At 34.0% G+C, this 22,400-nt stretch carries 19 protein-coding genes and 1 pseudogene; 2 read left to right on the forward strand and 18 right to left on the reverse strand.

Annotated features, from left to right (window positions below):
• Positions 1 to 2 precede the first annotated feature (2 nt).
• On the forward strand, positions 3 to 1,286 hold the full coding sequence (gene mobB / locus WFZ86_RS10570; RefSeq protein WP_111410181.1) for a conjugal transfer protein MobB: 1,284 nt from the start codon (positions 3 to 5) through the stop codon (positions 1,284 to 1,286).
• A gap of 27 nt (positions 1,287 to 1,313) precedes the next feature.
• Here mobB and WFZ86_RS10575 read toward each other — a convergent pair whose 3' ends face one another.
• The gene (locus WFZ86_RS10575) at positions 1,314 to 1,871 is read right to left on the reverse strand and encodes a hypothetical protein (RefSeq protein WP_342691901.1); all 558 of its coding nucleotides are present in this window, start codon (positions 1,869 to 1,871) and stop codon (positions 1,314 to 1,316) included.
• Between the two features lie 207 nt (positions 1,872 to 2,078).
• On the opposite strand from WFZ86_RS10575, the gene mobC reads away from it, so the two are divergent.
• Positions 2,079 to 4,079: a conjugal transfer protein MobC gene (mobC, locus tag WFZ86_RS10580; protein WP_342691902.1), complete on the forward strand. Its 2,001-nt coding sequence runs from the start codon at positions 2,079 to 2,081 to the stop codon at positions 4,077 to 4,079.
• Between the two features lie 144 nt (positions 4,080 to 4,223).
• Here the strand turns inward: mobC and WFZ86_RS10585 are convergent, their stop codons facing one another.
• The 17 genes and pseudogenes from WFZ86_RS10585 to WFZ86_RS10665 all read right to left on the reverse strand — a co-directional run bounded on the left by WFZ86_RS10585 (position 4,224) and on the right by WFZ86_RS10665 (position 22,221).
• On the reverse strand, positions 4,224 to 6,467 hold the full coding sequence (locus WFZ86_RS10585; protein ID WP_342691903.1) for a multicopper oxidase domain-containing protein: 2,244 nt from the start codon (positions 6,465 to 6,467) through the stop codon (positions 4,224 to 4,226).
• A 44-nt stretch (positions 6,468 to 6,511) separates the two neighbouring features.
• A complete protein-coding gene (locus WFZ86_RS10590) occupies positions 6,512 to 6,730 on the reverse strand; it encodes a GDCCVxC domain-containing (seleno)protein (RefSeq protein ID WP_342691966.1) in 219 nt (72 codons plus the stop codon).
• A gap of 51 nt (positions 6,731 to 6,781) precedes the next feature.
• Positions 6,782 to 7,183, reverse strand: a pseudogene (locus WFZ86_RS10595) (MerC domain-containing protein); the annotation flags it as partial.
• On the reverse strand, positions 7,122 to 8,366 hold the full coding sequence (locus WFZ86_RS10600) for a hypothetical protein (protein ID WP_342691904.1): 1,245 nt from the start codon (positions 8,364 to 8,366) through the stop codon (positions 7,122 to 7,124). The gene WFZ86_RS10600 and the pseudogene WFZ86_RS10595, both read right to left, overlap by 62 nt.
• Before the next feature lie 35 nt (positions 8,367 to 8,401).
• Entirely contained in the window at positions 8,402 to 10,939 is a 2,538-nt protein-coding gene (locus tag WFZ86_RS10605) for a heavy metal translocating P-type ATPase (protein WP_342691905.1), read from the reverse strand.
• Between the two features lie 78 nt (positions 10,940 to 11,017).
• Positions 11,018 to 11,578: an AraC family transcriptional regulator gene (locus tag WFZ86_RS10610; RefSeq protein WP_314836657.1), complete on the reverse strand. Its 561-nt coding sequence runs from the start codon at positions 11,576 to 11,578 to the stop codon at positions 11,018 to 11,020.
• An 81-nt stretch (positions 11,579 to 11,659) separates the two neighbouring features.
• Positions 11,660 to 11,950, reverse strand: a complete 291-nt coding sequence (locus WFZ86_RS10615) for a heavy metal-binding domain-containing protein (protein WP_314836656.1) — start codon at positions 11,948 to 11,950, stop codon at positions 11,660 to 11,662.
• 162 nt (positions 11,951 to 12,112) lie between these two features.
• Positions 12,113 to 13,330, reverse strand: a complete 1,218-nt coding sequence (locus tag WFZ86_RS10620; RefSeq protein WP_342691906.1) for an efflux RND transporter periplasmic adaptor subunit — start codon at positions 13,328 to 13,330, stop codon at positions 12,113 to 12,115.
• A 2-nt stretch (positions 13,331 to 13,332) separates the two neighbouring features.
• Positions 13,333 to 14,580: a heavy metal-binding domain-containing protein gene (locus tag WFZ86_RS10625; protein ID WP_342691907.1), complete on the reverse strand. Its 1,248-nt coding sequence runs from the start codon at positions 14,578 to 14,580 to the stop codon at positions 13,333 to 13,335.
• Positions 14,581 to 14,582: 2 nt separating this feature from the next.
• Positions 14,583 to 15,836, reverse strand: a complete 1,254-nt coding sequence (locus WFZ86_RS10630) for a TolC family protein (protein ID WP_342691908.1) — start codon at positions 15,834 to 15,836, stop codon at positions 14,583 to 14,585.
• A complete protein-coding gene (locus WFZ86_RS10635) occupies positions 15,823 to 17,760 on the reverse strand; it encodes an efflux RND transporter permease subunit (protein WP_342691909.1) in 1,938 nt (645 codons plus the stop codon). The genes WFZ86_RS10630 and WFZ86_RS10635 overlap by 14 nt, the downstream gene beginning before the upstream one ends.
• 11 nt (positions 17,761 to 17,771) lie before the next feature.
• Complete coding sequence (locus WFZ86_RS10640) at positions 17,772 to 19,052, reverse strand: efflux RND transporter permease subunit (RefSeq protein ID WP_342691910.1); 1,281 nt, start codon at positions 19,050 to 19,052, stop codon at positions 17,772 to 17,774.
• Between the two features lie 5 nt (positions 19,053 to 19,057).
• Entirely contained in the window at positions 19,058 to 19,528 is a 471-nt protein-coding gene (locus tag WFZ86_RS10645; RefSeq protein ID WP_130923499.1) for a heme-binding domain-containing protein, read from the reverse strand.
• Position 19,529: 1 nt separating this feature from the next.
• Positions 19,530 to 20,105 carry a DUF3347 domain-containing protein gene (locus WFZ86_RS10650; RefSeq protein WP_315184242.1) on the reverse strand — a complete coding sequence of 192 codons (576 nt, stop codon included), beginning with the start codon at positions 20,103 to 20,105 and terminating at the stop codon, positions 19,530 to 19,532.
• Positions 20,106 to 20,197: 92 nt separating this feature from the next.
• Positions 20,198 to 20,815: a heavy metal-binding domain-containing protein gene (locus tag WFZ86_RS10655; protein WP_342691911.1), complete on the reverse strand. Its 618-nt coding sequence runs from the start codon at positions 20,813 to 20,815 to the stop codon at positions 20,198 to 20,200.
• A gap of 29 nt (positions 20,816 to 20,844) precedes the next feature.
• The gene (locus WFZ86_RS10660; RefSeq protein WP_342691912.1) at positions 20,845 to 21,690 is read right to left on the reverse strand and encodes a DUF3347 domain-containing protein; all 846 of its coding nucleotides are present in this window, start codon (positions 21,688 to 21,690) and stop codon (positions 20,845 to 20,847) included.
• A 159-nt stretch (positions 21,691 to 21,849) separates the two neighbouring features.
• Positions 21,850 to 22,221 carry a hypothetical protein gene (locus tag WFZ86_RS10665; RefSeq protein ID WP_024981686.1) on the reverse strand — a complete coding sequence of 124 codons (372 nt, stop codon included), beginning with the start codon at positions 22,219 to 22,221 and terminating at the stop codon, positions 21,850 to 21,852.
• Between the last annotated feature and the right edge of the window lie 179 nt (positions 22,222 to 22,400).

Genomic DNA, 22,400 nt, shown 5'->3' on the forward strand with positions numbered 1-22,400 from the left:
AAATGATAGCAAAAATCGGAAGAGGAAGCAATTTATATGGTGCATTGGCATACAATCAACTCAAAGTGGAAAAAGAAAACGGGCAAATTCTATTTACTAACAGAATAATAGAAACACCTAATGGACAGTATTCCGTTGCTCAGTTGGTTCGCTCTTTTGAACCTTATCTGATTGCCAACCGTAATACCGAAAAGCAAACTTTGCATATTTCTCTTAATCCTGACCCAAAGGATAATGTAAGTGATGAAAAGTTCAAACTAATAGCTCAGGAGTATATGCAGGAAATGGGTTATGGGGAACAACCTTTTGTAGTATTCAAGCATACGGATATTGATCGCACCCATATTCATATTGTATCAGTTTGTGTGGATGAAGAAGGCAAAAAGATTTCGGATAAGTTCGAAAAAAGACGATCTATGAATGTATGTCGTGAACTCGAAAGTAAATACGGACTTCTATCAGCTACAGAGAAAGAGCACAAGCAAAATGATAATATTTTCCATCCTGTGAATTACCAAATAGGAGATATAAAAAGCCAGATTGCTTCGGTTGTCCGTCACCTAACTAAGTATTATAAGTTCCAGACACTGGGAGAATACAATGCACTGCTTTCCCTTTTTAATATTACTATTGAAAAAGTAGAGGGAGAATTGCAGGGGAAAATTCGCCAAGGCTTATTGTACATTCCTTTAAATGAAAAAGGAGAAAGAGCTGGACATCCGTTCAAGGCTTCCTTATTCGGAAAGAATGCAGGGCTACCGACTTTGGAATTACATTTTGCAAAAAGCAAAGAGGCTTTGAAAGACCACCCGACAAAGCCAACCATTAAAGCTACTGTTACCATTGCCCTGCAATCAACAAGTGATGAGCAGGCTTTTAAAAAGCGATTAGGCGAACAGGGCATTAACGTAGTGGTACGAAGAAATGACACAGGACGTATTTACGGAATAACTTTTATAGACCATAATTCTAAAGCAATTTGGAACGGTTCACGTTTGGGCAAAGAACTTTCTGCCAATACCTTTAATGATTATTGGAACCATAATATCAAACCCGACATTAAAAAGCCAGTTGAACTACAATCTAAAATATCAAAACCAAATGATACAGATCTTCCTGTAGAACAACCACATCATTTGTTCGACTTCCTTGATACTGATAAGCACAAGGACAGTTTGATCGAAACATTTAGTGGCTTACTTCCCGAAGCAAAGGGAGAAGATTACGAAGAACAGGATTTTGCCAATAAGATGAAAAAGAAGAGAAAACGTAAAAGAGGTCAGTAGGTTTTGTTGTTTATTTTGAACTCATGATTATAAAGACACTTTAAATCCCAAAGCATAGCTCCAGTACAAAATCTTCGGAACAGTTGGCGTCTTGAACTGATAAATACCATAAACATATAATGAAAAAAGTATAAATGCTCCCCAACTCAATCCAATACACAATAAACCTTGTCGTTCTGTTAGATTGAACATACCAGCAACGAATGATTTTACTATAAATGCGGGAATAATACAGCATATTAACACACAGATTACCCACGGTAATATCCATAATTTCCTCTTCTTTGCCTGCAAGCCAATGATAGTTCCTTTAAAGAAATAAATAATGCAGAAAATAAGGTAGGTAAATAATAAGGAGAAACTCCAAATTTTAAATTTGTCGGTTTCCTCTCCCCAGAACTTTTGAGACAGTAAAAATCCGACATAAAAAAACATACCGAAAATAGCAGTTATTTTTAAGACAAAAATAAAACCCTCAACGACCATAAACATTAGCCCTGTAGCAGCCTCACTTTCTTCTCTTTTCCGGGCTTCATAGTCCTCTTCACTTTCTCCAGGATCAGCGTCAGGATTATTCCAATTCATATTATTTCCTTTAATATTGATTATCAAATTGATGAGTAAGTCAAAAAAATCAAGAGTTTAAATTTAATAAAAAAATCGTTATAAAATCTGAACTTGATTGGAACCAATTAACGCCAAACACTGTCACGCACCGCTAATGTCTGCCACTTTTTTATAGCCACTCTGCACATCCTTTAAATTAACGCCCGAACATTTAATATTTGAAAAATGCAGGGAGAAGACGATTTAAGAGGTTTAGCCAAGATTATGGCATTTATGAGAGCGGTAAGTATACTCATTGTGCTGATGCACTTTTACTGGTTCTGTTATGGGTTCTTTTTAGAAAGAAGCTGGACACTGGAGGTAGTCAATAAAATATTGAGAAACTTTGATCGAACGGTGAGCCTGTTTTCCCATACGCTTTATACCAAAATATTTGCTTTGCTCTTGCTGGCTTTGAGTTGTTTGGGAACAAAAGGTGTCAAGAATGAAAAAATAACATGGTCTAAAATATATGTGACGTTGGGAATTGGGTTTGTGCTGTTTTTTCTGAACACACCCTTATTAAAACTGCCATTAAACATCGCTACATTTCTTTATATCCTTACCACAGGTTTGGGTTATATCTCGCTGATGGTAGCAGGAATTTGGATTAGCCGTCTGCTTCGTACCAACCTAATGGACGATGTATTCAATAATGAGAACGAAAGTTTTATGCAGGAAACCAAACTAATGGAAAACGAGTATTCGGTGAATCTGCCGACTAAGTTCTGGTACAACAAAAAACAACATAACGGATGGATTAATATTGTAAACCCATTTAGGGCAACCATCGTATTGGGCACACCTGGTTCGGGCAAATCGTATGCAGTAGTAAACAACTATATCAAACAACATATTGAAAAAGGTTTTTCAATGTATATCTATGATTTTAAATTCGACGACCTTTCTACAATTGCATATAACCATTTGCTAAAGCATGCAGATAAATACAAGGTAAAACCGAAATTCTACATCATCAACTTTGACGACCCAAGAAAAAGCCACCGTTGCAACCCCATAAATCCTGATTTTATGACCGATATATCCGATGCTTACGAATCTGCCTATACGATAATGCTGAATCTTAACAGAAGCTGGATACAGAAGCAGGGAGATTTCTTTGTAGAATCTCCAATTATTTTATTGGCTGCCATCATTTGGTTTCTTAAAATCTATGAAAACGGTAAATTCTGTACGTTCCCTCACTCCATTGAATTACTAAACAAAAAGTATTCGGACGTATTTACTATTCTGACTTCCTATTCTGATCTGGAAAATTATCTATCGCCCTTTATGGATGCCTGGCAAGGCGGCGCACAAGACCAATTGCAGGGGCAGATAGCGTCTGCGAAAATCCCTTTGTCAAGAATGATCTCCCCGCAATTGTATTGGGTTATGACCGGAGATGATTTTTCATTAGACATCAACAATCCGAAAGAACCGAAGATATTGTGTGTAGGTAACAATCCCGATCGTCAAAATATTTATTCCGCAGCGTTGGGTTTATACAATTCAAGAATAGTGAAGCTTATCAATAAAAAGGGACAGCTTAAAAGTTCAGTTATCATTGATGAGTTGCCTACCATTTACTTCCGTGGATTAGACAACCTGATAGCCACCGCTAGAAGTAATAAAGTGGCCGTTTGTTTGGGGTTTCAGGATTATTCGCAATTAACCCGCGATTATGGAGACAAAGAAAGTAAGGTTATACAAAATACCGTAGGTAATATATTCAGTGGCCAGGTGGTCGGCGAAACAGCAAAAAGTCTATCTGAACGCTTTGGAAAGGTTTTACAAAAACGACAAAGCCTAACTATTAACCGAAATGATAAGTCCACTTCCATATCTACGCAACTGGATAGTCTTATCCCTGCTTCCAAAATTTCCACACTCACACAAGGTATGTTTGTGGGAGCAGTTTCTGATAATTTTGACGAACGTATCGAACAAAAAATATTCCACGCTGAAATTGTTGTGGATAATGGAAAAGTGGCCTCCGAAACCAAGGCTTATAAAAAAATACCTAAGATTCTATCATTTGTGGATAAAAACGGAGAAGACAAAATGAAACAGGAAATTGAAGCTAATTACCGGCAGATAAAACAGGATATTGTTCAGATTATTGAAACTGAATTGGAGCGTATTAAAAATGATCCTGATTTAGAATACCTTATTAAAAAGGGATAATAAAAAAGATATCCATTCAAGCAATTCACAAAACAAAAAACTGAAAATTATAAGATTTTCGAAATTTTGACATCATTTGGGCGTGTTGTTCTAGTTTCAATTTGATTATCCTAGAAACTAAGAAGCTCTATATGCTTAATTGAATTAATAATTCAAACTCACTCCAATACCCCAACCCATGTCGCTATCATAGTGTGTTGTCAATCCCATATTTTTCCCTAGAATATATCGTAAACCTGCCATATATTCATAATCCGTATTCCACATTAAATTCATTCTTAATCGTTTTGAAATAGGAATATCTTTTCGTTCAAATTGTATTCTAAAATAACCTCCCGTAAATACTTCTGCTTGTGCTACAATTAACAATGGTAAAGTATAATTTACACCAACACTTAAAAAATGCCGATTATCCTTTGTATTGGTTTGTCTGAACATATTTTTTTCAACTTCACCATCAGGCATTACTCTGTAACGCCAATCAAAACCTACAAACGGCATTAGCCATTGCATTTTACCAATATATCGTCCGATATGGGTTTCGGTTTCGTAACCGTGCATATCATTATATCCTAATCTCCATTCTGTTCCAATGCTCCAACGAGTACTTTGGTACATTGCTTCTCCATCGTTACCATTTGTTGCAAAATCATTTTCTGCCATAAAATGAAATTTCCTGTCGTCTGCAAACAATTTACGTTGTGCGAGTTTTGGGTTTGGGATTTCGGGATTTGGTGCTTGGTTTTCATAACTAAAAACTCTGCCCATTCCGCTCATCATATGGTACAAGATATGACAATGAAAAAACCAATCACCTTTTACATTTGCATTAAATTCCAAGGTATCGGTTTCCATTGGCATAATGTCCACAATATTTTTTAATGGTGCATAATCGCCTTGACCATTCAATAATCTGAAATCGTGCCCGTGTAAGTGCATTGGGTGTCGCATCATCGAATTATTATAAATTGTAATGCGGACATTTTCACCTTCTTTAATTAAAATTTTGTCAGCTTCCGAGACAACTTTGTTGTCTAAACTCCAAACATAGCGGTTCATATTTCCTGTGAGTTCAAATTTCAACTCTTTTACTGGAGCATCTTTTGGGAGTGTGGTTTTAGTTGGCGATTTCAGCATTGCATAATTTAAGGTTGTAATATCCGAAAGAGCATTACTGTTATAATCGGCTTCGGTCATTTTCATATCCACCATTTTTTTATCGGCTTTCTTTTTTTGTTCGCCTGTAATTTCTGGGTACATTACAACATTCATATCCATTTGATTGAGGCTCATTTGCATTCCCATATCGTCAAGGTCTCCGTTCATTTTCATCATTCCGTTCATCATTTTCATCCCTTCAAAATATTTAAGCTTGGGAAGTGGTTCAATAAGTTGCTTGATACCATCGCCAATAAAATAAGAGGCTGAATATAATCTATCTTCGGTGGTAGCCAAAAATTCGTAAGCGGTTTTGTCAGCAGGAATAGTAACAACAACATCGTAAGTTTCAGAAACTCCAACAATTAATCTATCGACTTCTACTGGTTCGACATCGTTACCATCGTTGGCAACAACAGTAATTTTACCACCTGCATAAGTAAGCCAAAAATAGGAAGAAGCTCCACCGTTGGAAATTCTCAAACGAACTTTATCTCCTCCTTTTAAAGGTTTTCCATCAATACTTTTAACATCTGTACTTGGCCTACCATTCATGAGGATTTTATCGTAAAATACGTCGCTTACATCCATTGCGGTCATTCTTTTCCATTCGTTGATAACTTTGGTTTTGAAATAACCTTGTTTTATGGCTTCGGCATAACTTTGGGTTGTACCTTTTTTGATGGCAGGATAATCGTTTGCGTTGTGCAACATTCTGTGTACGTTTTCCGGTTTAATATCCGTCCATTCGCTCAAAACAATTGGAACGGTTGGTAAATCATCAATTCCATTTCTAAAAGTTAGGTCAGTCGTTTTTTTGAGCATTACAAAATTTCCATACATTCCGATTTGTTCTTGTAATCCTGTGTGACTGTGATACCAATGTGTGCCGTGTTGTATTATTGGAAATTTATACAAATGTGTAGTATGAGGTTTTATTGGCATTTGTGTCAAATTCGGTACACCATCTTCTTTGTTGGGTAAAAATAAGCCGTGCCAATGTAAAGAAGTATCTTCATTTAACTCATTATGCACATAAATTTCTGCAATGTCGCCTTCAGTAAATGTTAAGGTTGGCATTGGTATTTGTCCGTTTACGGCAATGGCTCTTTTAGGTTTACCTGTAAAATTGACGATGGTATCTTTTACATATAAGTCGTAACGCACAACCTTTTGAGCTGATACGCTTAACACAAGGAATAATATTATAATTGATAATTTGATTTTCATTACTTTATTTCTAATTTGATTTTTAATTTGATTTTTATGATGTTTTAACAGCATCCTGCTCCAACTTGAATAGGAGGGCATTTCACGCTTCCATAACTACAATACACGCAACAATCTCCCTCTAATGGTCGCAATCTTGTTTTACAGCTGTCACATTCATAGAAAAATTCACACGCATTTGTCGGCATTATTTCATCTTTCTTGTATCCACATTTTGGGCAAGTAATTGTCGATTTTAATTCAACTCTTTTTCCGTCATATATCCCACAAGTTTTACAATTCCTATTTAACTTATTTTGGTAATAATTTACAATTGTTGCAATAAAAAGTCCAACCATACCTGCATAAATTAAGTAAGTTGAATTTTCAGTTTTACTTAAATAATAAGCAGCGAATATTAATATTACGCTCGGGAATGCAATTAATAATGGGTATAAACATTTGTGATTTCGGTACGAAATATAAATTCCTACAATAGAAAGCAAGACCATTACTTGGAAAATCCACATTGTCCATCCACCAAACAATTCTATTGTTCCAAGTCCAAGTGCCGAAGCTCCAAATGCAAAAAGTGGGAAGCAACAAGGCGAAAATATTGCTGTAAGGAACATTCCAATTGTTCCAAATTTGTCAATGTTATTTGTTAATTTCATTTTAAATTGATTTTGCAATTTTTTCCATAATAGAATGGTCTGAACCAAATTTGCAAATTGCATCACAATTGGCTCTTAATTCAGAAAATAGAATATATTTGATATTCATTTTTGAGTTCTTTATAACTGGTCGGTTGAGTTGTTGAATAACGTCTTTCTCTCGACTGTCAGGAATTATTATATAAAAGACTTCTTCGCCGTTAGAAATACTAAAATATAAATCAGATAATCGTAATATTCCTGAATAGATGCTAGTACTTTTTTCGACTTCAAATGCTCCAATGATTTTATTAGTTCCTTTTTGAAACCATAACACATCAATTAGTTTTATGGTATTTTGTGTGTCTTTATCTGTTGGAAGTTCTGGAAATTTATTTATTGATATAAATGAAAAACTTTGTCCACCAAACGATTTGCTCTTATCATTACTCGCTGGTGTTACATCAAAACCTAATGAAACTCCAATTTTTAATAAATGGTATTGCATTTCATTATGAAGATTTTCTGCTAATTTCTCTTCCTGAATTTCTTTTTGACGTTTTAAAATGTTTTTTTCAAACTTATTGCGTTCTTCTTCACTTAAATACTCATCATTACCAATAAGCATTTTTTGTGTTCCAATTTCAAAACATAATCCCGCAATCGCTCCTAAATCATTTGATAATTCAGTTTTATGTTTGCTATTAGTTTCGATTAAAGTTTCCCTTATTTTTAAATATTCCGTCCAACTTCCTAGTTTTTTTTTGTCTTTGAACAAAAAGTTGAATCCGTTAAGAATAGCTGTATTGAATGGTGGAAACCAAGTTGGGTGCAAGAAATATAAAATACTAGCGACAGCAGGACCAAGACCTTTTATTTTGAGTTCGTCTAGTTTTACAATTTCTTTTACTACTTGCTCTTCTGTTTTGGCATTAATGCAGTTTTCGAGAAATTGGCCGAAAGCAATTTTATTGTTTTGGTTTTCGTAAATGTCTGGAATTCTTAATTTTGGTTTCCAATAAAAAGGATGTGCTACGCCTACAAATATTTGTTTTTGTTCTGCTATACAACTCAATACAAATTCTAAACTACTTCCTTTAAAATCATTTGGAAAAGTTTTGTTTTTAATATCGTCTATCACTTGCAAAACGCCACGACGAATAGTCCGAAATGCTTTTAATCTTTGATCATTATCTACAAACCAAGTGGTATAAACACTTTCGGTATCGGTTTTGTATTGTTGGATTATTTGAGTAAGGTTATTCATTTTTAATACAGCTATAACTTATTTTTTATTTGTTATTACAATTTTAAACTTCTTAATCGCAAAGCATTTACAATTACAGAAACCGAGCTAAAACTCATTGCTAAAGCTGCAATCATTGGCGATAATAAAATTCCAAAAAATGGGTATAAAGCTCCTGCTGCGATTGGTACACCTAGCACATTGTAAAAGAAAGCAAAAAATAAGTTTTGTTTGATGTTACGCATCACAGCGTGGCTCAAATTCTTGGCTTTGACGATACCTTGTAAATCACCTTTTACTAATGTGATTTTGGCGCTTTCTATGGCTACGTCCGTTCCTGTTCCCATTGCAATTCCAATATTGGCTTGGGCTAATGCCGGAGCATCATTTATACCATCGCCTGCCATCGCCACAATTTTGCCTTCTGCTTGTAATTTTTTAATTTCTTTGAGTTTGTCTTCGGGTAAGCATCCTGCTTTATACGACGCTAAGCCCAATTCGTCCGCAACGGCTTTGGCTGTGTTTTCATTGTCTCCGGTGAGCATTACTACTTCAACACCCTGACGCATTAATTCTTTAATGGCTTCGGCACTTGATTCTTTAATGGCATCAAAAATTGATACAAAACCAACAGCAATAGCATCAACGGCTATGTATGAAACGGTTTTACCTAGCTTTTGTTCGGCAATAATTTTATTTTCTAAATCATCAGAAACGATTGCTTTGACTTGTTCCATTAGTTTTTTATTTCCTAATGCTACTTTTTTAGCGTCAACAGTTCCAATAACTCCTTTGCCTGCAATGGCTTCGAAATCCTTTACCTCGATTAATGAAACTGTTTTTGATTTAGCATAATTGACTACAGCTTGTGCTAATGGATGTTCGCTGTATTGGTTTAATGAAGCTATGTTTTTAAGCAAATTATTTTCTTCATTATTTGAAGAAAATATCTTCTCAACAGAAGGTTTCCCCTCGGTTATTGTTCCTGTTTTGTCAGTAATTAACACATTAACTTTATTCATGTTTTCTAAAGCTTCAGCATTTTTTATAAGTACACCAGATTGCGCACCTTTACCAACACCAACCATTACCGACATTGGCGTAGCTAATCCTAATGCACAAGGACAAGCAATAATTAATACCGCAATTGCATTAATGAATCCATAAACCAATGCTGGTTCTGGGCCAAATTTTGCCCAAACGAAAAATGTTATTGCGGAGATAATCACCACTACTGGTACAAAATATTTAGCGATACTATCGGCTAATTTTTGAATTGGTGCTCTTGAACGACTGGCATCATTTACCATCTGCACTATTTGGGAAAGCAAAGTTTCTGAACCTACTTTTTCGGCAATCATTACAAAGGACTTGTTACCGTTTATGGTTCCAGCAATAACATTATCATCTTTCTTTTTGTCAACGGGTATTGGTTCGCCAGTAATCATAGCTTCATCAATACTACTTTCTCCATCGGTAATTTTTCCGTCAACCGGAATTTTGTCTCCAGGTTTTACTCTCAGTAAATCATCTTTTTTGATGTCGTGGATTGAAATTACCTTATCGCTTCCGTCAACAACCAACGTAGCTTCTGTAGGAGCTAGTTTTAATAATTCTTTGATAGCTCCGCTCGTTTGGCTATGGGCTCTGGCTTCGAGTAATTGTCCCAATAAAACTAAAGTCAAAATAACTGTTGTAGCTTCAAAATATAATAATACTGTTCCGTGCTCAGTTTTGAATTCGTTTGGAAAAATTTCTGGAAAAAACATACCGACTAAACTGAATAAAAAGGCAACTCCTGTACCAATTCCAATAAGGGTGAACATATTTAAATTCCATGTAATTATTGATTTCCAAGCGCGAACAAAAAATATCCAACACGCATAAAAAACAACTGGAAGTGATAAAATAAGCTGTACCCAATTCCACTTAGTGGCATCCATTAGTTGAAGTAAAGGATTATTATGTGCCATTTCTATCATAGCAATAGCGAAAATAGGAACTGTAAATACGACCGCTATTTTCATTTTCTTTACTAAATCTTTATACGTCTTTTGGTCTTCGCTTTCGCTTGGTTCCATTGGTACTAAATCCATCCCGCAAATAGGACATGAACCTGGAGTTTCACTAATTACTTCAGGATGCATCGGACAAGTATATAAGGCTATATTAACTGTTAAATCGGGTGCTTTTACTAAATCCATTCCACACACAGGGCAGTCACCCGCTTTGTCATATAATTTTTCGCCTTCACAATGCATTGGACAATAGTATTTTCCCTGAGCATTGCTTGGTATAACAGTTTCTTTTTTATGTTCATGAGAATGCGTAGAGCAGCAGGATTTTGCTGTAGTTTCATTAGCTGGTGCCTGTACTAGGATCTTGCCATTATTCATTTCTATGGTGTATTTCCCAACTGCTGTCAATGCTTCTTGTAACTGTGTTGTTGGAATATGTTTTTCCATAGTTATAGTTGCTATGGGTGGATTTAATGCAACTTTTGCCTCAACCCCTTCAATAGTATTCAATGCTTTTTCGACTTTAGAGCGACAACCATCGCAAGTCATACCGGTAATGCTGTAAGTATGTATCATCTTCTATATTATTTTAATACAAATTTCTATCATAACTGTTTTTTGCATTTGCACAATTTTGGGTATGATATGCAAGATTTACAAATCTTCTATTTGCTTTCTTTTAATGGTTTTTATGTTCTTGAAGTAAGTTGGCGAAAAGCCAGTTACTTTTTTGAATTGATTACTCAAATGCGAAACAGTACTATAATTTAAAGAGTAGGCAATTTGGCTTAAAGATAGTTCATCATAAATAATCAATTCTTTTACTTTCTCAATTTTCTGATTGATGAAATACTTCTCAATAGTAGTATTTTCAACTTCCGAAAACAGATTACTCAAGGTGTTATAGTCTTGATGGAGTTCTTGTGAAATATAACTGGATAAGTTACTTTTCAAATCATTGTTTTTATTTTGAACCAAATCAATAATCAATGTTTTAATCTTATCGATTGTTTTACTTTTCCTATCGTCAATTAAATCAAAGCCAATTGCACGAAGTTCTTTTAACAATTCGTTTTTTTGATTTTCGTTTATGTCATTTTTCAATTCAACTTCCCCTAACTCAACTGAAAAAGGATTAATTCCCAGACTTTCAAATACAGACTTTACTACCATTTTACAACGGCTGCATACCATATTTTTGATATAAAGTTTCATAGTAAACAGGTTTAATTAATATAAACTAACCCTGCTAAATTCATAACAAGGTTAATTATAGTTTCTTCCCCAAATTAGGTGTTATTTGTTTTCTTCTTTTTTCTCAGGAACAAGTTCTGTTAATTTCATTCCACATTTTGAACATTTGTCATTCAGTTTTCCTTGCACTTCAGGGTGCATTGGGCATGCATACATTTTTTCATGATTTTCCATTGTACTGTTTTTGTCGTTTATCGTTATACTGTCATTATCCATCATTGTACTATCATTGCTCATCATATTAGAATGATCCGTTGAAGCTTCTTTGTTTTTTTGGTTACAGGAAACCAATACAAATGCCATTACTATGGCTGAAAAGATTATTTTTTTCATTTTATCGGATTTTAATTTACAGATTACTTTCTGTTATATAAATATATAGTTTACTGTTTTGCAAATTGTTATACTATTTTTTTTTTGATTTATGTAATTCCCCCAAACCATTTTACTCTTTTTTAAAGAGCTTGATTATTTTCGATGCCCAATGAGTATTTTTTACATCTTCATTCCCTCCATTGGGTCACTTCCTTTTCGGAATTTATATTCGCTGTTTATGGCGTAAGCACCTGTAATAACAACTTTTTTTGAGGAATCTAAATCGGATTTGATTTCAATCATTCCATTGGTTTCTATTCCTGTTTCTACCATAACATTTTCAAATATTCCTGGTCTTTTTTCAACCCAAATATAGGAAGCGTTTTCTTCTCGAATAACTGCATCAATCGGGATAAAAATTCCTTTAGCATTTGATTGAGTCAATTTTACAACTGCCTGCATTCCCGGTTTTAATTGTAAACCCTGATTTGGAATTTCCATTCGAATTAACAGCAATCGGGTATCTGGATTTATTTCAGGATTGATAAAAGCAACTTGGGTATTTATTGTTTTATCTGGGAAATCACTAAAAGTAACATTGGCTTTTTGACCTATTTTAAGGCTTTTGGCATAGTTTACGTTTACTTGTGTTTCTAACCAAAGGCTGTTTAAATCAGACATTTTTATTATTCCCGAACCTTCCATTACATAGCTTCCTTCTGTAGCTACAATTTCAGAAATTGTTCCGCTATATGGACTGTAAAAGATTGTATTTGGAGAAACATCTTTATTGGTTTTAATGCTTTCAATTTGGGCATTGGTAAGGCCATAAAAAAGAAGTTTTTGTTTGGCTGTAACTAGCATATTTTTTGCATTCTTTCCAAAATCTCCTGGCATCGACAGTTGCTTATAAGCTGTGAAATAATCCTGTTTGGCAATGGCAATATCCTCGCTATACAATTGATATACAGCTTGGTTTTTAGCCACATAATCACCAACGGTTTTGAAATACAACTTTTCAATTCGTCCCATTGCTCGTGCAGAAAGGGTTTTGATTTTCTCTTGATTAATGGCCAAGACTCCCGTATAATTTTGCTCTAAACTGCTTTGAGTTTCTGAAATAGTTTGAGTAGTGATATTTCCCAGTTGTATTTGCTGTTTGCTCAAACTTATCTCGTTTGCCTCTGTATCATCTTGTTTTATTGGGGTTAACTCCATATGGCAAATGGGGCATTTTCCGGGTTTGTCTTCCTTAACTTGTGGATCCATAGAGCAAGTGTAAAATGTTGTTGCTGTACTCTTATTGTGTTTGCTATGGTCTTCTTTGTCTTTAGTATTACAAGCCGCCATTACCATAAATAGTATTGATAGTACACTTATTTTTTTTATTGTCTTCATCATTATTCGGTTTTAATAAAGCTTTCGCTGTCAATTAAATATTGTGCGTTTTTGGCAATAGTATCTTTTACAGTTATACCTTCAATAATTTGGATAAAATCATCTATTTCAATTCCTGTTTTTATAGTAGATGCCTTAAAGCCATTGTCCATTTTTAAGAAAACTATTTTCTTGTTTCCAATGCTTACCATTGATTGTTTTTGAATCCAAATTCCATTTGCTGGATTTGTTTTCACAACGCCTTGCAATCGCAAACCAACTGGTAATTTCAATTTATTGTTATTTAAATAAACTCGAATTCTGTTGGTTTTATCAGCTGTATTTAGTTGTGTTTCGACAAAATTTATTTTTGCATCCATAAATTCATCTTTGTCAAGTTCGGAAGTAATTCTGATGGATTGATTGGCTTTGATTAGACTATTGTATCCTTGGATAACATTGAATATTCCCCATACTTTATCTGTATTTAATAGTTTAAAAATGACTTCTCCCTTTTTTATATAACTCCCTTCTTTAACATCCAATGTTGCAGTGTTGTTACTCGCACTTTGCATCACAGGATTAGTTGTATTATCCATCGTTCCTGTTCCATCAATAATACCAGAATCAGGACTATAAATTGTTATTTGCGGGTTTACTTTTTTGGAATTAGACAGCGCATTTATTTGATTTTGAGTCATTCCATAAAGCAACAATTTTTGTCTGGATGCATCAATAATCGAAGGATTTTCAACATCATTAGAGACCATATAAATGAAGTTTTGTTGCTCCGTCAGTAATTCTGGGCTGTACAAATCAAACAGTTTTTGTCCTTTATTTACTTTTTGATATTTATAATTGACATACATTCGTTCTATTCTTCCGTTCATTCGAGCTGCAATATTTACCGATGAATTAGGGTCGTATGCCACAATGCCTGGTAAATTTATTTCACTGCTTATGGTGGTGTCTATTGCCGTTGTCGTTTGATATTTACCTACTATAAAATTGTCGGTAGGTTTTATAAGATTGTCAATTGAACTGTCGTCAATGGAATTATTATCTGTTACTTTTTTTACCAAAGTCATTCCGCAAATGGGACAATTACCAGGTTCATCTCTAATAATTTCTGGGTGCATCGAGCAAGTGTAAACCTCGTTTTGATGCTCCATTTCCGAATGATTATCTGATTTTTTGGCAAAGAAATAGATTGCAATTCCGATAATAAAAATTCCAATAAAAGCTAAACTATACTTTATATACTTGTTCATAATTATTTGGTTTCTAATTGTTTTTCAATTTCTACTTGTGTAGTTAAAATTGATTTTAATTTGTCTAAAGCATCGATTTGAGTCATATTCATTGCTTCCCAAGCTTCTAACGCTATGAATAAATCTCCGGTATTGTTTTGCCAAGCTAAAATAGCCGTATCGTAGTTTCGTTTTAAAGCTGGAATAATGTTGTCTTGGGTAATTTGGTATTGTTTTTTTAGGTTCAAAAACTCAGCATTCATCCCTTTTATCATTCCGCTTGCTTCGTTGGCAATCATTTGCTTTTGCCAATCCAAACTTTCGTTTTTAATACGATAACTTTCTATATTGGCTTTATTCATTTTGGTTGACCAAGACATCGGAATGGTAATCATTCCCATTAATGAAAATTGCTGTGGCTGATTCCCGAAAGCAAACATATGGTCATATTTCACACCAAATTCTGGTCTGGTTGCTACTTTTTCAACCTCAATTTTATAGTTGTTAATTTCCTTAGTTTTATCAATGGCTTTGATATCACTACGGTTATTGATGTAGGGAGACAAATCGGTCTCAAAAAGATTAAAATCTTTAATCTCGTAATTGGAATCAATTTCTAATTCCTCATTTTTATTACGAGCCATTAAAGTATTGAGCATATATTTTCGCTGTGATACATCATTTTCTAACATAACAATCATACTTTGCAAAGTAGCCAATTGGGATTTTGCTTTGTAATAAGACGGTAGTTTGTCCATATTATACTGATAGCGTATTTCCATACTTTTAATCATATACTCTAGAAGCTGAATATTATCTTGGGCTATTTTTATTTTTTTCTTAATGATAATCCATTCATAATAATAGGTTTTGGCCAATGCATTTAATTGGTTTAGTGTAAAGTTTTTATTTTCACTTTCGACCGAAGACATCGCTTTCATCAAATTTTCATTGGCATTAAGCTTTGAAGCATTCGGAATCATTTGGGTTACACCCAACATATAACTCCCCATTCCTGGTTCCATTTCATTGGCTTTCCACATTTTGGTATTGTAGGGAGTCATAAAAAAGCCAGTTTCTACTTGTGGTGCCATCCAGCTTCTGGCACCTTTTGCCGCTGCATCCATACTTTGAATATCGGCATCGTACATTTTTAGTTGAGGATTGTTTGTCTTGATTGTACTCAATACATTATCCAAAGAAAGTGTTTGGGCTGCCAAATTAGTGGCGCTTAAAATCAAACAACTTATGGCTATATAAAATTTATTCTTTAACATCTATAATATCTATTTTACCTTTTGTTCTTAATTCTCGAAGTTTTACCATCTCAAAAACAATTGGTGTTACTAATAATACATAAATCGTGGAAGTAATTGTACCTCCAATTAGTGGGACAGTAATGGGAAGCATTATATCAGATCCTGTTCCTGTTGCCCAAAGAATAGGGATTAATCCAAATAAGGAAACTGAAACCGTCATCAATTTTGGTCTTAACCTTTTGGCTGAACCATCAATAATATATTGTTTCAATATTTCTTCAGTTATGGTTTCCTTACTATTTCCGTACTTTTCTATCATTTTATTCATTGCTTCATTCAAATAGATGGTCATTAACATTGCCGTTTCGATTGCCATTCCAAATAATGCAATAAATCCAACGGCAACAGCAACGGATAAATTAATGCCATAAAAATAAACCATAAATATTCCTCCAATTAGAGCAAAGGGTACTGTAATCATCGTGATTAACGCCTCTTTCATTGAATGGTAAGTAAAATATAAAACAAGAAATATAATAACCACAACAATTGGCAGTATTAAACTTAATGTTTTGTTGGCTCTAATTTGATTTTCCCATTGACCACTCCATTCCACATAATATCCTTTTGGCATTTTAGTCATCATTGCATTGAGTTTTTTCTGTGCCTCTTTTACGGTACTTCCTAAATCACGCTCTCGAACGTTGAATAATACTGTGCCACGAAGCATTGCATTTTCGCTATTTATCATTGGAGGGCCATCACTTATTTTTACATTGGCTACAGTTTCTAATGGTATTGGACCAAAATCCATTGTTTGCACTTGCAGTTTTTTTAAGGCCTCAAGACTATTTCTGTATTCTTGTGCATATCGTGCATTTACAGAAAAACGCTGTCTTCCCTCGATAGTCGTGGTTAGTTTCATACCTCCAATGGATGCTTCGACCACGTTATTTATATCATCTATGTTTAGTCCGTATCTGCCAATAACGTCTCTTTTTGCTTCGATATCAATATATTTTCCGCCTGTTATTGGTTCCGCATACAAATCTTTAACTCCTGAAGTTCCTTCCAATGTTTTTTTAATTTTTTGAGCCAAAACATTGATAGTATCTAAACTTGCACCGTAGATTTTTATTCCTACATCGGTTCTGATTCCTGTTGAAAGCATATTGATACGGTTGATAATAGGTTGCGTAAAACCATTGGTCACACCGGGGATTTGCAGTTTGTTGTTTATTTCCGTGATAATGTCATTCTTGGTTTTGTCTTCTCGCCATTCTGCTTGAGGTTTTAACAAAATAATCGTTTCAACCATACTTATTGGACTGTTATCCGTTGCAGTATTTGCCCTGCCTGCTTTTCCCAACACATGAGCCACTTCGGGAATTGATTTTATCAATTTGTCCTGAACCTGAAGAATTCTCTTTACTTCGGAGTTGGATACATCGGGTAAGGTCACCGGCATAAACAGTACTGATCCTTCATCTAAAGGAGGCATAAATTCTGAACCTAAACGAGTAAACATTAATACGCCAATCAGTAAGGCAATGATGTTGATGCCTAAAACCGTTTTTCTCCATTTTAAACAAAAAATTAAAATGGGTGTATAAATGCTTTCCAATTTTTTGTTAATTGGATTTTTATCTTCTGGACGAAGCTTTCCTTTTAGTAAAAAACTAATTAGCACTGGTGTAAGTGTAATGGCTAAAAAAGCATCAACTATTAGTATAAATGATTTTGTCCAAGCTAATGGGCCGAATAACTTGCCTTCCATTCCAGTGAGAAGAAATACAGGTAAAAAGGATGTAATAACAATTATTGTTGAGTAGAAAACACCTGGACCTACTAATTTGGAAGAGCTTTCTATAAGCTTTAACTTCTCTTCGGAGGATAGTGGATCGTTTTCTTTTTTGAATATATTTTTAATTTTATTTTTCATCTTATTTCCAATTACTGATTATTATCCATTTCTTCCTGTTTCTCCGAAATTGTCCTGTATGCATTCTCCACCATTACGATACCATCATCAACGACAACACCAATTGCCAGAGCAATACCCGTTAGTGACATAATGTTTGAAGAAATACCAAATGCTTCGAGTAAAATAAAGCCAATAGCCACAGATATAGGTAATTGAATGAGTATAATTAAAGCACTTCGCCAATGAAAAAGAAAAAGTAATACAATGATAGAAACGGCAATCATTTCTTCGATTAGCGTTCCTTTGACTGATTCGATTGCTTTTTCAATCAATTCACTTCTGTCATAAGATGTTTTAAAAGTAACGCCTTCGGGCAATCCTTTTTCGACTTCTTTCATTTTCTCTTTTACTGCCGTGATTACTTTGTCAGCATTTTCACCATAACGCATTACCACAATTCCGCCAACAACTTCACCATTGCCATTTTCATCAAAAATACCTAGTCTTAAATCGCCTCCCATTTGTATTGAACCAATGTCTTTCACTTTTACCGGAACGGAATTATAGTTTTTAATGGCAATGTCTTCGACATCTTTTATGTTTTTGATATAGCCCAAACCTCTAACTATGTAGGCCATATTGCTCATTTCAAATTTTCGTCCACCAACGTCATTATTATTTGTTTTTACGGCATTCATCACTTCCATCATACTGACGTTATAGTATTGCATTTTCAAGGGATCCAACACTAATTGATACTGTTTTTCAAAACCACCAAAAGATGCCACTTCGGCAACTCCAGGAACAGTTTGCAAGGCGAATTTCACGTACCAATCTTGTAAGGCTCTTTGCTCTCCCAAGTCCATACCGTCGGCGTTTAAATGATACCAAAAAACGTGACCCACACCTGTGCCATCGGGTCCAAGTGTTGGAACTACATTTTGAGGCAACAAGCGTTGGGCATAATTTAGTCTTTCCAATACACGGGTTCTTGCCCAATAAATATCGACATCATCTTCAAAAATGATGTAAACAAAGCTCATCCCAAACATAGATGCGCCTCGAATGTTTTTAACCTTAGGAATACCTTGCAGGTTGGAAACCAAGGGATATGTTACTTGGGCTTCGATAACCTGTGGGCTTCTTCCCATCCACTCCGTAAACACAATAACTTGATTTTCGGATAAATCAGGAATGGCGTCAATGGGGTTTTGTTGGACGCTGTAAACTCCCCAAACAAATAAGCAAGCTGAAACCAGCAAGACAACGGCTCGATTTCGTAGTGAGAATGTTATTAATTTTTCTACCATTATTTTTAATTTTGTGATGAAATACTATCTTCTATTTTATTTATCCAATCCAATACTTCTTTTTTTTGGGAGGCTGTAAGGATTGCATTTTTATGGATTAAAGTATAAGAACTCAAAGGCATTTCGTTTGATTCGATTTGTTTTGCAATTCTATCTAATTTATTATTTTGTTTACGGTCACTATAATTACCCCATTCGTTAAAATTCAAATTTTCTTTCCCTTCTTTAATATGACTTTCCATAAAAAACCGAACGGGTTGAATGTAAGAGTACCAAGGATAATAGGTGTTGTTACTGTGGCAATCATAACAAGAAGTTCTCAAAATGATTTCAACATTTTTAGGAACATTATACACTTTTGTAAAATTACCAGTTATATCCTGCTCAAAACTAATGTTCCGAGCAGGTTGATATAACTGCATCAACAAAAAAATAATTAACCCAATAAAAAGTATTTTTTTGATGATTCTTTTCATTCTAGAATTCTTTTTTAATAGAACCGCAAGTAGCCATATCTTTTCCAAAATAAGGATTTGTAATTTCTTTGGTTTCGCTTATCCAAACAGCACCTTTGTTGTTATCTGCCATTGGGCAAAAATCCAGATAAAGTTTTTGATTGGTTCCGAATAATTGAATTAAGTCATCCATATCCTTACTTAAAGTTACAAAGTGTTCTCTTTGGTGTTCTATCTTTCCGCCATTATCTCCAATATGCTCTGCGTGTTCTTTTACATCATCTGCAATATCCATATAGGTTTTCATTTGTTCACCAGATAATTTTTTCATATCAATTTTCCCCAAAGTCGCCACCATTTCTTTTCCTGCATCGGCAGTAGCGTTAGAATCGTCTTTAGTCAAAGCATTTTTTAAAGACAAATAATCCGTTACAATTTCTTTAATGGAAAAAGAATCTGGATTGACTTTTACAGATTCAGATTTACTTTTTTCTGAATTAACTGTTTCTGAATTAACTGTTTCTTCTTGTTTATTTTTTTGATTACAAGAAACCAATACGAATGTCATTGCTACTGCTGAAAGAAATATGTTTTTCATTTTTAAAATTTTTACGTTATTTAAAGATAATTAATTTATTAAACAAACTACTGAACTACAGTTGTTTACAAATAAACTATTAAAAGATTAGATTAGTGTTTATGTTCTTCTTGTTGGGTCATTGCCATACCGCATTTAGGACATTTTCCAGGTACATCTGAAGTGGAACCATCCATAGGACAAACATATTTTGTCACAATTTTACTTTGAGGCTGACTTCCTTTTTGAGGGTGCAAATCAACTTTTTCGGTGACTTTTACCAAACCCATTCCACATTTAGCGCATTGACCCGGTTTATCAGAAGTTGTGCCGTCCATCGAGCAAACATATTTTGTCACAGTTTTACTTGTAGGCTGACTTCCTTTTTGCGGGTGTAAATCAATTTTTTCAGTGGTTTTTACCATTGCCATTGCACATTTAGAACATTTACCTGGTTTATCAGAAGTTGATCCATCCATAGGACAAACATATTTTGTCACAATTTTACTTTGAGGCTGACTTCCTTTTTGCGGGTGCAAATCAATTTTTTCGGTGACTTTTACCATATCCATCCCACATTCTGGACATTTACCTGAACTTGAATTTGTTTTGTCAGGATGTGTAGGACAAACGTAAATTGTTTTTTGTTCTTCCTTTTTTGTAACAGTTTGTGCTGTTACTGCTGAATTAAATGCAAAAAATGCACTTAATACAATAATTAGTGTTTTCATCTTTTTACTATTTTAATTGTTTTTAAATATTACTTGATTGTTTCTACTGTTTTACCACAACTCAGCATTTGTGAGCCATAATAAGGGTTTTTGACTGCATTTTCTTTGCTTAGCCAATTCGCCTCTTGCATAGGACAGTATTGATAATAAATGGTTTCTGATGGTTTTGAAACTTTTATTAACTCATAAAAGGTTTTCGATAATGATTTAAAAGTTTCTCTTTGTTTCTTAATATCCTGTGTTTCAGAAATACTTTTGGAATCGGCAGTTAAATCTTTTAAGATTTTCATCCAAATCACATGTTCATCCATTTTTAATGTTTCCATTTTCACTGCAGTAATCGAAGATAATAATGCTGCTGCTTTTTCAGAAGCTGTTTTAGCATCTGTTTTTACTAAAGCATCTTTCAGTAAAAAATAATTGTCCAAAACTGGCTGTAGTTGATTTACGGTTTGATTTTCAGCTGTTGTTGAAAGTATGCTGCTTTCCATTCCTGTCATTTCGCTTTTTGGTTCTGTTTTAACATGAACTTTTGCCTCACGATCATATTGACAACATCCTGCAAGTTTTGAATATGTATCATCTGGAGCAAGAAATTTATCACTGTCATAACCTGACAATGCAATACGTTTGAGTATTTCGTCTTGACTGGTTATTTTAGGATCATAACTAAGGACAGCCATTTTTGTATCTGCGTTCCAGTCAACGTTTGCGACATTTTTTAGACTACCTGCTTTTTCTATTTTGGCTTCGCACATTCCGCAGTTTCCGTAAATTTTAACGGACTCTATTTTAGCATTTTTAATTTGTGCGTTGGATACCACTACTGATAACAATAGAAGTATTGCTATCATTATTTTTTTTAATGAGTTCATTGTATGTAAATAATGTTAAATTGAATTAGTTAAGCAATAACAAAAATGAAATCATAGAATACCCATCATTTTGAAATTGAAATTAACCGATAAAATAAATGATTTGGAGACCAATAATAGTTATCAATAAGATATAATTATGGCTATCAACTATAGATTTTAGCTTATTTTAGGTATAAGCCAAAGAGAATTAAAACCAGAAGAAATAGTGGTTTTGTAATTATAAAATTTTTGTTTTTCAGAAGAAAAATTAAAAAGATTGCTATTAAATTTCAATTCATTAATAGCAACAGTACTACTGTTACAAGAAGTAGCGCAACTGCATCTAGAATGGTTACATTTTCCTCCACAACCTTCGTGATTTTTCGTTTTGGAATGATTGTCATTTTTGCAACAATCATCTTTATCCATATTTGAAGATGTCTCTTTTGTAGAAGAATGTTTTGTTGAATTATTTTCACAGGCAAAAGAATTACTTGGTATCAATAAGAAACCAAATAATACTATTACTAAAATGTGAAATTTATTCATTGTAGTTTAATTTGAATCAAAATTAATCAATTTATATTGATTATTTACTAACAACGTGTTAAAAATCACATTTTTGCTACACTTTCCTTAACAAGTTAGCTAACATAGTTACGCATCAGAAGAAAAAAAATTAAGGTGTTTTTCAAAATTTACTACCAAATAAAAAGAATGTTTTTTTT

This window comes from Flavobacterium polysaccharolyticum (assembly GCF_038739875.1).
GTDB lineage: Bacteria > Bacteroidota > Bacteroidia > Flavobacteriales > Flavobacteriaceae > Flavobacterium > Flavobacterium polysaccharolyticum.

Excerpts from the sequence above, each read along its gene's own strand:
- WFZ86_RS10575 (WP_342691901.1), bottom strand. The coding sequence starts at position 1,871 with ATGAATTGGAATAATCCTGACGCTGATCCTGGAGAAAGTGAAGAGGAC.
- WFZ86_RS10665 (WP_024981686.1), bottom strand. The coding sequence starts at position 22,221 with ATGAATAAATTTCACATTTTAGTAATAGTATTATTTGGTTTCTTATTG.
- WFZ86_RS10585 (WP_342691903.1), bottom strand. The coding sequence starts at position 6,467 with ATGAAAATCAAATTATCAATTATAATATTATTCCTTGTGTTAAGCGTA.
- WFZ86_RS10630 (WP_342691908.1), bottom strand. The coding sequence starts at position 15,836 with ATGTTAAAGAATAAATTTTATATAGCCATAAGTTGTTTGATTTTAAGC.
- WFZ86_RS10605 (WP_342691905.1), bottom strand. The coding sequence starts at position 10,939 with ATGATACATACTTACAGCATTACCGGTATGACTTGCGATGGTTGTCGC.
- WFZ86_RS10650 (WP_315184242.1), bottom strand. The coding sequence starts at position 20,105 with ATGAAAAACATATTTCTTTCAGCAGTAGCAATGACATTCGTATTGGTT.
- WFZ86_RS10635 (WP_342691909.1), bottom strand. The coding sequence starts at position 17,760 with ATGAAAAATAAAATTAAAAATATATTCAAAAAAGAAAACGATCCACTA.
- WFZ86_RS10600 (WP_342691904.1), bottom strand. The coding sequence starts at position 8,366 with ATGAATAACCTTACTCAAATAATCCAACAATACAAAACCGATACCGAA.
- WFZ86_RS10610 (WP_314836657.1), bottom strand. The coding sequence starts at position 11,578 with ATGAAACTTTATATCAAAAATATGGTATGCAGCCGTTGTAAAATGGTA.
- WFZ86_RS10620 (WP_342691906.1), bottom strand. The coding sequence starts at position 13,330 with ATGAAGACAATAAAAAAAATAAGTGTACTATCAATACTATTTATGGTA.
- WFZ86_RS10640 (WP_342691910.1), bottom strand. The coding sequence starts at position 19,052 with ATGGTAGAAAAATTAATAACATTCTCACTACGAAATCGAGCCGTTGTC.
- WFZ86_RS10625 (WP_342691907.1), bottom strand. The coding sequence starts at position 14,580 with ATGAACAAGTATATAAAGTATAGTTTAGCTTTTATTGGAATTTTTATT.
- WFZ86_RS10615 (WP_314836656.1), bottom strand. The coding sequence starts at position 11,950 with ATGAAAAAAATAATCTTTTCAGCCATAGTAATGGCATTTGTATTGGTT.
- WFZ86_RS10655 (WP_342691911.1), bottom strand. The coding sequence starts at position 20,815 with ATGAAAACACTAATTATTGTATTAAGTGCATTTTTTGCATTTAATTCA.
- WFZ86_RS10645 (WP_130923499.1), bottom strand. The coding sequence starts at position 19,528 with ATGAAAAGAATCATCAAAAAAATACTTTTTATTGGGTTAATTATTTTT.
- WFZ86_RS10660 (WP_342691912.1), bottom strand. The coding sequence starts at position 21,690 with ATGAACTCATTAAAAAAAATAATGATAGCAATACTTCTATTGTTATCA.
- mobB (WP_111410181.1), top strand. The coding sequence starts at position 3 with ATGATAGCAAAAATCGGAAGAGGAAGCAATTTATATGGTGCATTGGCA.
- mobC (WP_342691902.1), top strand. The coding sequence starts at position 2,079 with ATGCAGGGAGAAGACGATTTAAGAGGTTTAGCCAAGATTATGGCATTT.